We start from the raw sequence: 13,883 nt of genomic DNA, 5'->3' as shown, positions 1-13,883 counted from the left end.
ATCTTAAATATAGTGATGTATTTAAAAATAATTAAACCACACCTTCTTTATTTTATAAAAACCGCATAAACAGGCTGAAAACAGATTTTCACCCTGCTTGATGTAGTACTGATGTAGTGCCTGCCACCCCCCTGATGTAGTATTGATGTATTCCCTTTTTAGGAGAGGCTCTTCCCTGCCCCTACATTTATGATAGCGCAATCACCAGATCTAAACGCACCTAAACCATGAAGAAAAAACTACTCGTAATCCTGCTGTTCCACCTTTGTGGAATAGCCTTCGCCCAGACCTCCATCACTGGGCGGGTCACTTCGGCTGGGGGCGGGGAACCATTGCCCGGCGTAAGTGTGGTGGTGAAAGGCACCACCGTGGGCTCCTCCACTGATACGGATGGCCGGTTTCAGATACAGGCTCCTGCCACTGGCACCACCCTCGTCTTTTCTTACATCGGGTTCACCTCTAAAGAAGAGCCTATCAACGGCAGAACCACGGTCAACGTCACGTTGCAGGAAGACCTGAGGGCCCTGGAAGAAGTAGTGGTAGTAGGCTACGGCACGCAGCTCCGCAGAGAAGTGACCACGGCCATTTCCTCGGTCTCTTCAGAGGAGATCACCCAAACCCCAGTCACCAGAATTGAGCAGGCCTTGCAAGGCCGGGTAGCCGGTGTGCAGGTGACCAACATCTCAGGTCAGCCCGGTGACGCGCCCACGGTACGCATCAGGGGCATTGGCTCTACCGGCAACGCCAGCCCTATCTATATAGTAGACGGCTTTCCGGTGGGCGGCATTGATTACCTGAACCCCGGCGACATTGCCTCTATAGACGTGTTGAAAGATGCGGCATCGGCGGCCATTTACGGCGCCCGGGGCGGCAACGGGGTAGTCATCATCACCACCAAGCAAGGCAAGAGAGACGGCACCATGAATGTCTCTTATGACGGCTACATGGGCATCCAGAACCCCTGGCGTAAACTGGAACTGCTGAACGCCCGGGAATACGCCACGCTCATGAATGAAGGAGCCGCCAATGCCAACATGGCCCCGCCTTACGCAGACCCCAGCCAGTTCAGCGAAGGCACCAATTGGCAGGACGCCATTTTTGAGAAGAACGCCCCCATCCAGAACCACCAGGTCTCCATCAACGGCGGAAACGAGAAATCAGGTTATTCAGCCGCTCTTTCCTACTTTGACCAGGACGGGATCGTAGGCGGCGACAAATCTAACTTCCAGCGCTACACCGCCCGGGTCAACGCTGACAACCAGGTGAAGAGCTTCCTGAAATTTGGGACGAACCTGGCCTACACCCACCTCAAAAGGAGATCCTTTGACCCTAACCAGGAGTTTGGCGGGATTTTGAGCAACGCCCTGAACATGGACCCCCTGACCCCGGTGTATGAGACAGATCCCGCAAAACTCGCCCAATCCACCTACACCCAGAACCCGGTGGTACGGGGCGCAGACGGACGCATCTTCGCCATCTCGCCCTACGTGTCACAGGAAGTGGTGAACCCCCTGGCCCGCCTGCAGGTCATGAACGGCCTCACCAACGTAGACAAATTCGTAGGCAACATCTACGGCGAGGTGAAATTACTGGAGGGCCTCACGTTCCGGTCTACCCTGGGGATAGACCTGGCCTACGTGGTGAGCACCAACTACAACCCCGTATTTTACCTGAACGCGGCCCAGCAGAATGCCACCGCCCTGGTTTCCAGGGGCACAGACCGGTACTACACCTGGCAGACGGAGAACTATTTCAACTACAACAAAAGCTTGGGCGAGCATAGCCTGGGGCTTACCGCCGGTACCTCTGCCCTTAAAACCAGAAACGAGGGATTGTTCGGTTCCAATACCGGGCTTGTCACGGCAGACCCTAACATGGCCTACCTGAACAATGCCGTGGGGGCAGGCACCGCCCGTGCCACGGGCGGAATTGGCGAACGGTCTATCCTCTCCTTTTTTGGGCGGGCCAACTACGGGTATAAGGGCAAGTATTTACTTTCTGCCACGCTAAGACGGGACGGGTCTTCCAGGTTTGGCCGCAACAACCAGTTTGCCACCTTCCCTTCTTTCTCGGCGGGCTGGGTGCTTTCTGATGAGGGCTTCTTCCCGCAGGGGAACCTGATAAGCCTGGCCAAGATCAGAGCGTCCTGGGGGCAAAACGGGAACGAGGAAATAGGGGGTAACTTCTATCCCTGGGCAGCCCAGATTGGAGTAGGCAGAGGGTATACCTTCTTCCGGGCAGACGGCTCTAAAGGCTATACCAGCGGCGCCGCCCCTGTAGATGCCCCCAACCCTGAACTGCAATGGGAAACCTCAGAGCAAACGAACGTGGGCTTAGACCTTTCCTTCTTCAACAACGCCCTTTCGCTTACCGCTGACTACTACATCAAAACCACCAAAGGGCTTCTGGTTCGCCCCCCCATTTTGGCCAGCACCGGCTACAATTCGCCCTTCGTGAATGGCGGGTCTGTCCGGAACACCGGGGTTGAACTGGCTCTCTCTTACCAGGGAGACATCAGCAACTTGGGGTATAACGTGAGCCTCAACAGCAGCTTCAACAAAAATGAGGTGACCAGCATTGAAAACAAAGAAGGCATCTTAACGGGCGCCTCGTTCACCACCTATGGCCTGGCCTCGCAAAGCAAGGTAGGGTTCCCCATTGGCTACTTCTACGGCTACAAAACCGCAGGCATTTTCCAGAACCAGCGTGAGGTGGAGGCCCAGAAGCTACAAATGAATGCCGTACCCGGCGATGTCAGGTTCGTGGACATCAACAATGACGGCAAGCTGGACGGCGCAGACCGCACCATGATTGGGAATCCTACCCCTAAAGTGGTACTTGGCCTGAACCTTGGGGTTGATTTCAAAGGATTTGACCTGAGCGCTTTCTTCAACAGCGCGTTCGGCCACCATATCTTCAACGGCATCCGGCGGTATGACATCGTGCGGGCGAACCAGCAGTCAAAATTCCTGAACCGGTGGACTGGCGAAGGCAGCACGAACGAATACCCAAGGTTCACCTGGAACGACACCAACGGCAACTACACCCGGCTGTCTGACCTGTACGTGGAAGATGGGGACTATGTCCGCCTCAAAACGCTGCAGTTAGGCTATAACCTGCCCGCAGGCCTGCTTTCCAGGATCCACCTGCAGAAGTTGCGCATCTACGTGTCTGCTGACAACCTGATCACCCTCACTGATTATTCTGGTTTTGACCCAGAGATCGGGGCCAGAGGCAGCTTAGACATCGGCTTTGACCGCGGGGTTTATCCGCAGTCCAGAACATTCAGACTTGGGTTTAACGCCACTTTCTAAAGATTCTCCAAATGAAAAATATAGGTAAGAAAACTTCGTCCTTTTTGCTCCTGGGGCTTTTGCTGGCCGCTACGCCCAGCTGCGATAACTTTCTGGAAAACAATCCCCTTGACACCAGAACAGAAGACAACTTTTACAAAACCCAGGCAGATGCCACTGAGGCCCTTATAGGGGTGTATGATGTTCTGCAATGGAACACGTTAAGCGGTTTCCACCCTACCCCTATGGTAACGGATATTCTGTCTGATGACGCGTATTCCGCTGGGCAGCCCAGTTCAGAACCTAGCCTCTTGCAAATGGACCGCCACCAGATCCTGACCACCAATGGCGAGGTGTACGGCCTGTGGCGCAAGCATTATATTGGCATCTCCCGGGCCAATACCCTATTGCAGCGCATCGGGGGCATTGACGCCCCAGATGACTTCAAAAAAAGAGTCATTGCCGAAGCCAAGTTCCTCAGGGCCCACTTCTACCTAGACCTGGTGCGGCTGTTTGAAAACGTTCCCTTGATTTTAGCGCCCCAGACGCCAAGTGAATACAACCAACCCCAGGCCACCCCAAAGGCAGTATACGACCAGATTGCCCTTGATTTAACAGAGGCAATGCCAGACCTTCCCGCCTCTAACCTGCGTGCCAGCACCGGCCGCGCCACCCGGTGGGCCGCCAAGGCCCAGCTGGCCAAGGCTTACCTGTTCTACAAAGGCGTGTACAACCAGGAACTGCAGGCCGGAAGTACCACCGTGAATGCCCAGGTGGCCCTGCAACATGTGAATGACATCATCTCCACTAGCGGCCATACGCTTCTCCCCAATTACGCGGATAATTTCACCCGCGCCAATGAGTACAGCATAGAGGCGGTGTGGGAAATCTCTTACTCAGATGAAAACCCCTGGTTTGACTGGGGCTACGTGCAGGGCGGTGAAGGCAACATGCAACCGCAACAGCAGGGCCCCCGGATCAAGAATACGGCCACCGAAAAATACCTGGCCGGTTGGAGCACCGCTACCCCTACCCAGGAATTGTATGAAGCCTTCACCGCCAATGATCCCCGCCGTGATGCCACCATTCTGGCCGAGACTGAATTGGCGGGCGGCAAGGCCAACCTCAACATCGGGTACCAGCACACCGGGTATTTCAGCCAGAAATACACCACCGCCAAAGAGTACGCCCCTTCTGGCGGACAGCTGGAGTTGAACTGGGGAAACAACTACCGCGCCATCCGGTTTTCAGATGTGTTGCTGATGGCTTCTGAACTCATGGTCATGACCGGCACCGGAGATGCCCAGGCGCCTTTGACCAGGGTAAGGGCCCGCGTGGGGCTGCCCCCCATTCCGGCTACCCTTGACAACATCTACAGAGAGCGCCGGTTAGAACTGGCCCTGGAAGGCCACCGCTACTGGGACTTGCTGCGCCGCGGAACCTCTGCCGCCGCCGCCGCCATCACGGTGAACAGAACTACCTTGCCCTCTACCTATGAAGGTGTCCTGAGTGATTTCAACCTTCAGTTCAACGCGGCCAGAAAAGGCTTCCTGCCCATTCCGCAAAGCGAGATAGACTTATCTGCCGGGGTACTGAAGCCAAATGCGGGTTATTAATCTCACCTTCTAAACAGACATGATCATGAAGAACTATATCTCCTATATCTGCCTCCTGTTTCTGGCCGCTTTTTCGTGGACTGGCTGCGAAGTGGAAGACCCGGAACTTGCTCCCGCGCCTACCGCGGAACAGGTTACCTTCACCATGAAACCCACCTCTAACCCGAACATTATCACCTTTACCTCCACCGCCCCCGGCTTCAAGGCCCTTTGGGACTTTGGCGACGGGGCCACCGGGGAAGGCACCGAGGTAACCCATGCCTATCCGGTGAAAGGAGAGTATACCGTCAAACTCACCATCTACACGGCCGGGGGCTCCACGTCCAGCACCCAGAAGGTGACCATTGCCAATACCAACCCCACCATGCTCAACCGCGAAGACTACAATTTTCTTACCGGAGGGGCCAACCAACTGGAAGGCAAAACCTGGGTGATTGACAAGCAGGCCGGCGGGCATTTAGGCATTGGCCCCATCACCGGCACCACCCCGGAATGGTACCAGGCCGCCCCTAATGAGAAAGCCAGCGAAGGGTATTATGATGATGAGATGACCTTCAAGTTGAGCAATACCCTGTCTTACACCTATAAAAACAACGGCACCACGTTCACGAACGGGGCCAACGCGGCAGGTATTGGCGGGGTAGCCAGCGCCAGTGACTATACCGTCAACTACGTGCCCCCTGCCAACCTGACCTGGAGCATCTCTGAGGAAGGAACCAAGAAATTCCTAATTATCTCCAATGGCGGGTTCATTGGGTATTACACCGGGGTATCTAAATATGAGATCCTGTCTCTCACAGAAAATGAGATGTACCTCCGGAGTGGCAGCGGGGCCAATGCAGAGCATGCCTGGTACCAGAAACTGGTGCGTAAAGGCTATACGGCACCGGTAGTACAGAAACCGTTCAAGGTGGTAGACCTCAATGACAATTTTGACACGCCCGGCAACTTTACCTGGTCCATAGAAAAAGCCCTGTTCAACGAGAGCTATGACAACCCCGCCCCCGTAGGCATCAACACCTCTGCCAAAGTAGCCCGGTATACCAAAGCACCCGGCAAAGACAATGAGTTCGCCAACGTGTTCATTGACTTAGGGTACCGCATTGATCTGTCTAAGCGCCACGTGATCAAACTCAAAGTATTCGTGCCTTCCTACAACGACTACGTGAGCATGGCCGGGGCCGAGGACTGGGCCGTAAAAACGCTGCAGAAACAGGTGTCTGTGAAACTCCAGAACTCCCTGTTAGGTGGCAATGCCTTCACCACGCAGGCAGAAGTGATTCAAAAGGTGACGCAGATGGACCAGTGGGTAGAACTCACCTTTGACTTCAGCGGGGTAAGCCAGCGCACTGATTTTGACAAGATTCTCGTGCAGGTGGGTGGCGAAGGGCACTTCAACCCAGGCATCTTCTTCCTAGACGATTTCCAACTCATGCCCTAATGTTTCACCGGAAAACAGGCTGGCTACGATCTCTCGTTTTTGGCCTGTTTTCCCTGAATCACCCCTAAAAATGCAGAAACTAAAATACCTAGCACTCCTTCTCTGCCTCACCCTCGGGTTTCAGGCAGCCGCCCAGACCGCTGCCTTTCAGGAATTGGTCTGGAGTGATGAGTTTGAGACCGAAGGCGCCCTTAACCCTACCTGGTGGAGCTACGACCTGGGCAACGGGGACAACGGCTGGGGCAACCGTGAATTGCAGTCCTACACGAACCAGCCGGCCAACGTGCGCCAGACGGGCGGCCACCTGGTGATAGAAGCCATCAAGCAGAATGGCAACTGGACTTCAGCCAGAGTCAAAACCCAGGGCAAGTTCCGGTTTACCTACGGCCGGGTAGAATGGCGGGCCAAACTAGCCCCCGGCGTAGGAACCTGGCCTGCGCTCTGGATGCTGGGCGAAAGCGTCACCACCAAAGGCTGGCCCGCCTCTGGGGAGATTGACGTGATGGAGTACATTGACCGGCTGCCGGGAAAGGTACAGGCGGCCCTGCACTCCCCCTCCAGTTTCGGGAACACGCAGCACGTGGGGTCTACCCAGGTGCCAGATGCCACCACCGCGTTCCACGTGTACGCCGCGGAATGGTCTGAGAATGACATCAAATTCTACGTAGACAACACGCTGTACTATACCTATGCCCCGGCTACCAAAGATGCCCGCACCTGGCCGTTCAATGAAGACTTCTTCCTGATCATGAACATTGCCGTGGGCGGCAACATGGGCAGCGAGCCCCGGCTGGAAACCAATGGCCTGAAGAACGGGATTGACCCGGCGCTCACCAGCACCCGCATGGAAGTGGACTATGTACGTGTGTATCAGCAGTTCAAGGAGCTTTCGCTTACCGGCCCCGCCGTGGTGAGGCCGCTGGCGCAGAGCATTACCTTTAAAACCAGCCGGTTGGCCGGGGCTACCTATACCTGGTCGCTCCCCAGCGGGGCCACCGTGGTGAGCGGCCATAATTCGCCGGAGGTGGTGGTCAACTGGGGAAACAGCTCAGGGCAGGTGCGGGTGCAAGTCCAGCACAATGGGCAGACCTTTACCAAGGCCATGAACGTTAAAACCAAGACCATCCCCGCCGGAAGCTCCTTTTTACTCGAAGGATTCACGCCATTCCCGGGCAGCAGGCTTACTTCTGCGGGCGGTACGTTTCAGTTGAGCCACCACCAGGATGCCCTCAAAATCAACTACCAGATTACTGCGCCCGCCAATCTGCCCAATGTGGTCTATGAATTGGAAAGCCCCGTTGACCTGACGGGATACCCGGTGCTGGCCGCTGCGGTCAAGACCCAGAACAAAAGCCGGACGGTCGTGTTGCGGCTAGACCTCATAGATGCCGCCGGTAAAGTCACCGGCGGTAATCAGGTGTTCAGCTTATCGCCGCTGATTGATGACGGGGAATACTACACCTATTACTTCAATTACCAACCCACCTTCGGCAGTTCCGAGGGACAGGTGAACCCAGAGGAAATCAGCAAGATAAGGATGCTGGTCAACTACGGGCTGCTGGGCAGTCCGGGCCAGGATTCCCTCTGGGTTGACCACCTCAGTGTTTTGCCTTCCCTGCCGGCAACCCCTAACCGCGCCTCCCACCTAGCCGCCGCCCTGGCGGCTTCGGGCGTTAAAATAGACTGGCAAGACAACGCGCCCAACGAGCAAGGCTTTAAGGTATTCAAGGCCACCCAAAGCACCGGAACCTATTCTGAACTTGCCACCCTGCCCGCCAATACCAGAACCTTCACAGATGCTTCCGGCACGCGGGACGCCTTTTATAAAGTCCAGAGTTTCAATGCCGCCGGGGCCGGGACTTTCTCCAACCTGGCCACGGTGGCAGGCGTGCTGAGCGTAAGGCAAGACCAGGAACTGGCCCGGCACATCACCCTGTACCCCAATCCGGCGCCGCAGCGGTTCCTTCTCTCTTTTCCGGTGAGTCTGAAGGTAAAGGCCGTACGGGTTTTTACCGCCAACGGCCAGGAAATACCGGTACAGGTGACGCTGTCCCCGGGCGTGAAGTCCTCAGCGGAAGTGCGGCCAGTTTCTGCCTTGCCTGACGGCCTGTACCTCTGCCAGATTGAGACGGACACTTCTGTGCTCACCAAACGCCTTCTGATCCAGCACCTCTAGCTTACCCCGCGTTTTACGCCCGTTTTTTCATTTCTCCTGCCGGAGAGCGGGCAAGCTATTTCCTTTCACCACCTAAAACAGATCCCATGAAAAGGCTTACCTCCTCTATTTTACTCTTTAGCCTCACTTTCTTTACCTCATTTTCGAACCCGCCCAAAAAAGAGCCCATAGAAAAACGCATTGAAGACCTTCTGGCCAAAATGACCCTGGAAGAGAAAGTAGGTCAGCTCAATTTTGTGGTAGGCGATCTGTTCAATACCGGGCCCACTGTGAGAACCGCCCCCTCTGACAAATTCAACGAGGGCATCAGGCAAGGCAAGATCACGGGCATCTTCAACATACACGGCGCAGCGTACATAGGCAAGCTGCAGAAACTGGCCGTCAAGGAATCGCGCCTGGGCATTCCGCTGTTGATCGGGGCCGACATCATCCATGGGTTCAAAACCATCTTCCCTATTCCGCTGGGCGAAGCGGCCAGTTGGGATCTGGCCGCCATTGAGAACGGCGCCCGGGTGGCCGCGCTGGAGTCTACGGCGGGGGGCATCAACCTCACCTTCGCGCCCATGGTAGACATTTCCCGCGACTCGCGCTGGGGCCGTACCGCTGAGGGGGCGGGCGAAGACCCTTACCTGGGTTCTTTGATTGCCGCCGCCCGCGTGAAAGGTTTCCAGGGGAAAGACCTAGCCGACCCGCGCACCATGGCCGCCTGTGTGAAGCACTTTGTGGCCTACGGCGCCGCGGAGGCGGGCCGCGACTATAACACCACCGACATGTCTGAGCACCTGCTGCGCGAGGTATACCTGCCCCCGTTCAAAGCGGCGTTAGAGGCAGGTTCTGCCACGTTGATGTCGGCGTTCAATGAATTGAACGGGGTGCCGGCCACGGGCAATATGTTCACCATGCAGCAAATCCTGCGGAAAGAGTGGGGTTTCAAAGGCGCGGTGATCTCAGACTGGCAGAACATCACCGAAATGGTGAACCATGGCTATTCCAAAGACCATGCCCAGGCCGCCGCCCAAGCCCTGAAAGCCGGCACTGACGTGGACATGATGGGCGAAGCCTACCTGAACTTTGTTCCGCAACTAGTAAAAAGCGGGCAACTGGAGCAAAGCATCCTGGATGAATCGGTTCGCCGGGTGCTATGGCTCAAGTTCAAGCTGGGCCTGTTTGACAAACCCTACCAGTACTCAGACACCAGGCGCGAGAAAAACGAGATCCGCTCCAGAGAGAACCTGGCCGCCGCGTTTGACATGGCCCGCAAATCCATGGTGCTTTTGAAAAACCAGGGCAATTTGCTGCCGCTCACGGCCAACGTGAAAAGGATTGCGGTCATCGGGCCACTGGGCAACAACAAAGCAGACATGAACGGCACCTGGTCTTTTTTTGGGGAAGAGCAGCACGCCGTGAGTTTCCTGGAAGGCATCAGGAAATACGCCAAAGGCGCTGAGGTAACCTACGCCCAGGGCTGTGACCTGTACTCCAACTCTACCGCCCTGTTCACGGAAGCGGTGGCTGCCGCCCAGAAAGCAGATGTGGTGATCATGGCCCTGGGCGAGAGTGCGGTCATGAACGGGGAAGGCGCCTCTCGCGCCGACATCGGGTTACCCGGCAATCAACTGGACTTGGTGAAGGAAATCCATAAAACCGGCAAACCCATGGTGGCCCTGGTCAGCAGTGGCCGGGCCTTGGAACTGACGTGGCTAGACCAGAACGTTCCCGCCATCCTGGCTACCTGGTCTTTGGGTTCTGAGGCCGGAAACGCGGTGGCAAGTGTGCTATACGGGGAATACAACCCGGCTGGCAAGCTGCCCCTCTCCTTCCCCAGGGCCGTGGGTCAGTTGCCGCTGTATTACAATTATAAAAGCACTGGCCGCATGTACGAGGGCAACCATTCTGAACCGGGCAGCGAGCGCGTGTACAAATCCCGCTACCGCGATGTACCCAATACCCCGCTCTACCCGTTTGGCTACGGATTAAGCTACACCACCTTCAGCTACGGCGCGCCCAGGTTAAGCAAAAACAGCATCTCAGGTAATGAAAGCTTAACGGTGACCGTAGAGGTGACCAATACAGGCAAACTGACCGGCGAGGAGGTAGTACAGCTCTACCTCCGTGACCTGGTGGGCAGCACCACCCGCCCCGTGCAGCAACTGAAGAAGTTCCAGAAGCTTTCCTTCGCCCCTGGCGAAAAGAAAACCGTCACCTTCACCCTGACCACCGATGACCTTTCCTTCTGGCGCCAAGACATGACCTTTGGGCCCGAACCCGGCCAATTCAAGGTGATGGTAGGCGGCAACTCCCGAGACGTGCAGGAACTGCCTTTCACGTTAACGTCTATCTAAACTTTTTCCTGAACGGCCTGTTTTCAGGCTGTTTTCCCATAAATAGGCCCTAACGCCAACCTGATGCGGTTGGTGCTTAGGGCTTTCTTGTGTTTAAGAATTACTTGTTAAAAGCGGGATCCTGCTTTACAATTTATACGCCTGGCGGGCCAAAAGCTTCCATTTATCGCCTTCTTTTGCCCACACCAACAACACACCTAGTTTCACGGTGCCGGGTTTGCCGCCATCATTGGTTTGCCCCGATAGTTGATGCCGCACAAGGGCTGTTTTACCGGTTACCTGAATAGTTTGGTTTGCCAGGTCAATGCTGACAAAATCAGATTGGCCGCTGGCAATGGCTTGCACGAAGGCCGCTTGGTCTTCCAGTTTTCCGCTGGAGTGCCCGTAACTGAGGTTATGGGAGGTAACCGCTTCCAACTCCTTCCGCTCCCCGGAAATCATGGCTTGTTTCAGCTTTTCTACGGCAGCGGCCACTTTCTTTTCATCTTTAGACTGCGCCTGGGCGGCGGAAAGAAAGCTGATCAGGAAAATAGGTAACAGACTCAGCCATCTGCTCAGGACACGTTTCATTACTCAAGGGTTAGTGGAATACACTTAAATGTAACCATTCTTCTTTTAGCGCCTCGAGCGTAGCCTGGAAATTACCTTTAAGGGCCGCCCACTCTTACATTTTTTTTCTGTTCTTTATGGAAAACTCTGCTGGCCGGAATCATGACATCTGACGCAACCCTTTCTCTTCCTACTATATGAAAAACCTTCTTCTCCGTCCATCTGCCTCGCTCATGGGGTGGTCTCTTCTGATGTTGGTTCTGCTGGCTTCCTGTACTCCGCAGGCTACGGCTCCACCCCGCCAGGTAAAGGTGCTTGGGGTCGGCAGCCTGACTTCTTACCCAGACTTAGCTGAGATTACCGTGGAATCTTCTTTCACCAAACCCCGCATGAGAGACGCCGTGCAGGAGATGAAGATGGTGACCGAGGAGGTGCTGGCCCTGTCAAGGCAATTCACGTCCAAGCCCGAGGACATCAGAATCAGCAGTGTCTCGGCCAACAAAGAGTACCAATACCTGCAGAACCAGCATAAATTCATGGGCTACAACACCGCGCAGTCCATCACCATCAAACTCACCAACCTCAAGCAGCTGGAGTCTTTCATGGAAGGTCTGTTGAAAACCCGCATCAACCGTATCCAGCACATCAGGTACTCCCACACCCAAGCCGACAGTCTGCAGCGCGAAGCTGATGTGCTGGCCCTCCAAGAAGCCTCCAAAACCGCCGACCAGTTGTGCCGCACCTCAAAGGTGAGCAAGGGCAAACTCCTGGAAATGGCCAACTACAACTCAAGAGGAGGTTCTATCATTGCAGATGCCGTGATGGCGCAGGAAACCAGTATGCGGCTAGAGGCCAAGGGCATTGGAACCGCAGGGCTGCGCATGACCCCAGACCTTATTATTTTCAGCAGCACGTGTCACGCCACCTATCAGCTAGACTGAGGTAATAGCTGCGTTTCTGGCGGAGCAGATGATTGCCAATAAAATTTCACCCCCTATTTCAGGGCCTTTTTCCGGAAAACAGGTTCTAAACAGGCTTCCGCCCTAGGCCATTTCTTTAACTTATAGGTGGTTCTGCGTCTGGGTTCCAGACCTGGGAAGAAAGCTCATTCAAGGCCAGGCGGGCGTACCGGAAACCATCGGCGAGTTGGTGGTAGATCTGGGCCAGTTCTAACTGGGAGGCTAGTTTATGGTGGGCGGCGGTCTTGAAGCTGGTGCGCCCTATCTCCTCATAAAAGGAGAAATCCGGAGCCCCACGTTGTTGCCGGCGCTCAATCCAAGCCCGGAACATGCCCGACAAAAACAAGGCGTAATTGCCCATGTGCACCCGGATGAGAAAGGCCTCGGCGGCCGACGCGGTAGCCAGGGCCTCCAGCATCTCCACGATGTAATGGAACTGGTGGGGCAGCTTCTCATGCGGGGAGTGCATGCGTTGCACGGTAGAGAACTGCCAAAGCAGCGCGCCCACGTAATCGGCTAGTTCCCGGTCTTCAATGCCCTGCCGGCGCAAGGCCATTCTGGTGAGCACGTAGAAATACAGCTGCTGTGACACCGCCACCTGCCCCTGCCTGGAGTAAAGCGCCTTGGCCAGTGCCTCATCGTCAAGCATTTCATCCCGGCACTCAGGGTCGCTTAGTAGTTCCACCAGGCTCACCTGGCTTCCCTTCTTAGACAGCACCTTGGCCACAAACTCAAAATCAGAAGCCGTGAACTGCGCCCGGCAATTGGCTAGCACCATAGCATACGCTCCTTTCCGTTGGGTAAAACAACATGTGTTCCAATATTGGATTTTGATAAGGACCGGAAGCCTTACCAGTACACCCTTTAAAAACGAACTAGTATTTTAGATTGTTGCCCTTCCTACCAATCACCGGATAGCGTTTCAAGTCTGTTTCAAGAAAAACGGCTCTTAAAGGCACCTTCGTCATTCCCTCTCCCCCGGGGAGAGGGCTAGGGTGAGGGCGGCGGGAATCCCCTAACGCAGACGTCCGCCGCCCTTCCGGATACTCCGTGGTCTTTGGAGCAGGCGGCAGAGCTTTGACCGAAATGGTTCCTTCCCTGTCAAGGGCAACCACCAGGGATTGCCCCTACCAATCTGGCCTTGTTTCAGGGTCAAGCTCTTCCGGATTTGAAATCTGGGAGCACCTGCCATGGGGATTGCAATCCCCATGGCAGGTGCTCCCAGTCTCCGGCGGATTTGTAATCCGCTTTCCCAAAGTTCCGGATGGCAAATCCAGCACAGCAAGTGAGAGGGCAGCGGCGGTTCCTGGGCAAATGTTTATCCAGCCTGTGACTCCCTAAAATAGGTAGGCCGCTTTTTCACAGATACGGTTTAATTGACTTGAAACTAATTCCCCCTCCTCCTAGCCTTCTCCCTCAGGGAGAAGGGACTGCGCTATCCCGTTTCTGACCTGTTCCCCAAAAACACCCTATAAACAAAAAGCCCTGCCAGACATTTCCAGGCAGG

8 protein-coding genes are annotated in these 13,883 nt (G+C 55.4%); 6 read left to right on the top strand and 2 right to left on the bottom strand.

The window, feature by feature from the left end:
* Positions 1 to 227 precede the first annotated feature (227 nt).
* The 5 genes from FOE74_RS06150 (at position 228) to FOE74_RS06130 (ending at position 10,868) form a co-directional block, all read left to right on the top strand.
* Positions 228 to 3,314 (top strand): SusC/RagA family TonB-linked outer membrane protein, encoded by a 3,087-nt coding sequence (locus FOE74_RS06150; RefSeq protein ID WP_149097718.1) that lies wholly within the window; start codon positions 228 to 230, stop codon positions 3,312 to 3,314.
* 11 nt (positions 3,315 to 3,325) lie between these two features.
* Positions 3,326 to 4,909 (top strand): RagB/SusD family nutrient uptake outer membrane protein, encoded by a 1,584-nt coding sequence (locus FOE74_RS06145; RefSeq protein WP_149097717.1) that lies wholly within the window; start codon positions 3,326 to 3,328, stop codon positions 4,907 to 4,909.
* Between the two features lie 25 nt (positions 4,910 to 4,934).
* A complete protein-coding gene (locus FOE74_RS06140) occupies positions 4,935 to 6,350 on the top strand; it encodes a PKD domain-containing protein (protein ID WP_188686450.1) in 1,416 nt (471 codons plus the stop codon).
* A gap of 70 nt (positions 6,351 to 6,420) precedes the next feature.
* Complete coding sequence (locus FOE74_RS06135) at positions 6,421 to 8,526, top strand: family 16 glycosylhydrolase (RefSeq protein WP_149097715.1); 2,106 nt, start codon at positions 6,421 to 6,423, stop codon at positions 8,524 to 8,526.
* Positions 8,527 to 8,612: 86 nt separating this feature from the next.
* Positions 8,613 to 10,868 carry a glycoside hydrolase family 3 N-terminal domain-containing protein gene (locus FOE74_RS06130; RefSeq protein WP_149097714.1) on the top strand — a complete coding sequence of 752 codons (2,256 nt, stop codon included), beginning with the start codon at positions 8,613 to 8,615 and terminating at the stop codon, positions 10,866 to 10,868.
* Between the two features lie 126 nt (positions 10,869 to 10,994).
* On the opposite strand, the gene FOE74_RS06125 is transcribed toward FOE74_RS06130, so the two are convergent.
* Positions 10,995 to 11,438 (bottom strand): nuclear transport factor 2 family protein, encoded by a 444-nt coding sequence (locus FOE74_RS06125; RefSeq protein WP_149097713.1) that lies wholly within the window; start codon positions 11,436 to 11,438, stop codon positions 10,995 to 10,997.
* 176 nt (positions 11,439 to 11,614) lie between these two features.
* On the opposite strand from FOE74_RS06125, the gene FOE74_RS06120 reads away from it, so the two are divergent.
* Positions 11,615 to 12,358: an SIMPL domain-containing protein gene (locus FOE74_RS06120; RefSeq protein WP_149097712.1), complete on the top strand. Its 744-nt coding sequence runs from the start codon at positions 11,615 to 11,617 to the stop codon at positions 12,356 to 12,358.
* 115 nt (positions 12,359 to 12,473) lie between these two features.
* Here the strand turns inward: FOE74_RS06120 and FOE74_RS06115 are convergent, their stop codons facing one another.
* Positions 12,474 to 13,154: an RtcB family protein gene (locus tag FOE74_RS06115; protein ID WP_149097711.1), complete on the bottom strand. Its 681-nt coding sequence runs from the start codon at positions 13,152 to 13,154 to the stop codon at positions 12,474 to 12,476.
* Positions 13,155 to 13,883: the final 729 nt, after the last annotated feature.

Origin of the sequence: Rufibacter glacialis (genome assembly GCF_008271745.1) — a bacterium.
In the GTDB taxonomy this organism is placed as follows: Bacteria; Bacteroidota; Bacteroidia; order Cytophagales; family Hymenobacteraceae; genus Nibribacter; species Nibribacter glacialis.
The sequence above is the reverse complement of the archived record's forward strand: the minus strand, read 5'-3'. Positions and strand labels throughout refer to the sequence as shown.

Coding starts and splice junctions, on each gene's coding strand:
- FOE74_RS06150 (WP_149097718.1), top strand. CDS start 228: ATGAAGAAAAAACTACTCGTAATCCTGCTGTTCCACCTTTGTGGAATA.
- FOE74_RS06145 (WP_149097717.1), top strand. CDS start 3,326: ATGAAAAATATAGGTAAGAAAACTTCGTCCTTTTTGCTCCTGGGGCTT.
- FOE74_RS06140 (WP_188686450.1), top strand. CDS start 4,935: ATGAAGAACTATATCTCCTATATCTGCCTCCTGTTTCTGGCCGCTTTT.
- FOE74_RS06135 (WP_149097715.1), top strand. CDS start 6,421: ATGCAGAAACTAAAATACCTAGCACTCCTTCTCTGCCTCACCCTCGGG.
- FOE74_RS06130 (WP_149097714.1), top strand. CDS start 8,613: ATGAAAAGGCTTACCTCCTCTATTTTACTCTTTAGCCTCACTTTCTTT.
- FOE74_RS06125 (WP_149097713.1), bottom strand. CDS start 11,438: ATGAAACGTGTCCTGAGCAGATGGCTGAGTCTGTTACCTATTTTCCTG.
- FOE74_RS06120 (WP_149097712.1), top strand. CDS start 11,615: ATGAAAAACCTTCTTCTCCGTCCATCTGCCTCGCTCATGGGGTGGTCT.
- FOE74_RS06115 (WP_149097711.1), bottom strand. CDS start 13,154: ATGGTGCTAGCCAATTGCCGGGCGCAGTTCACGGCTTCTGATTTTGAG.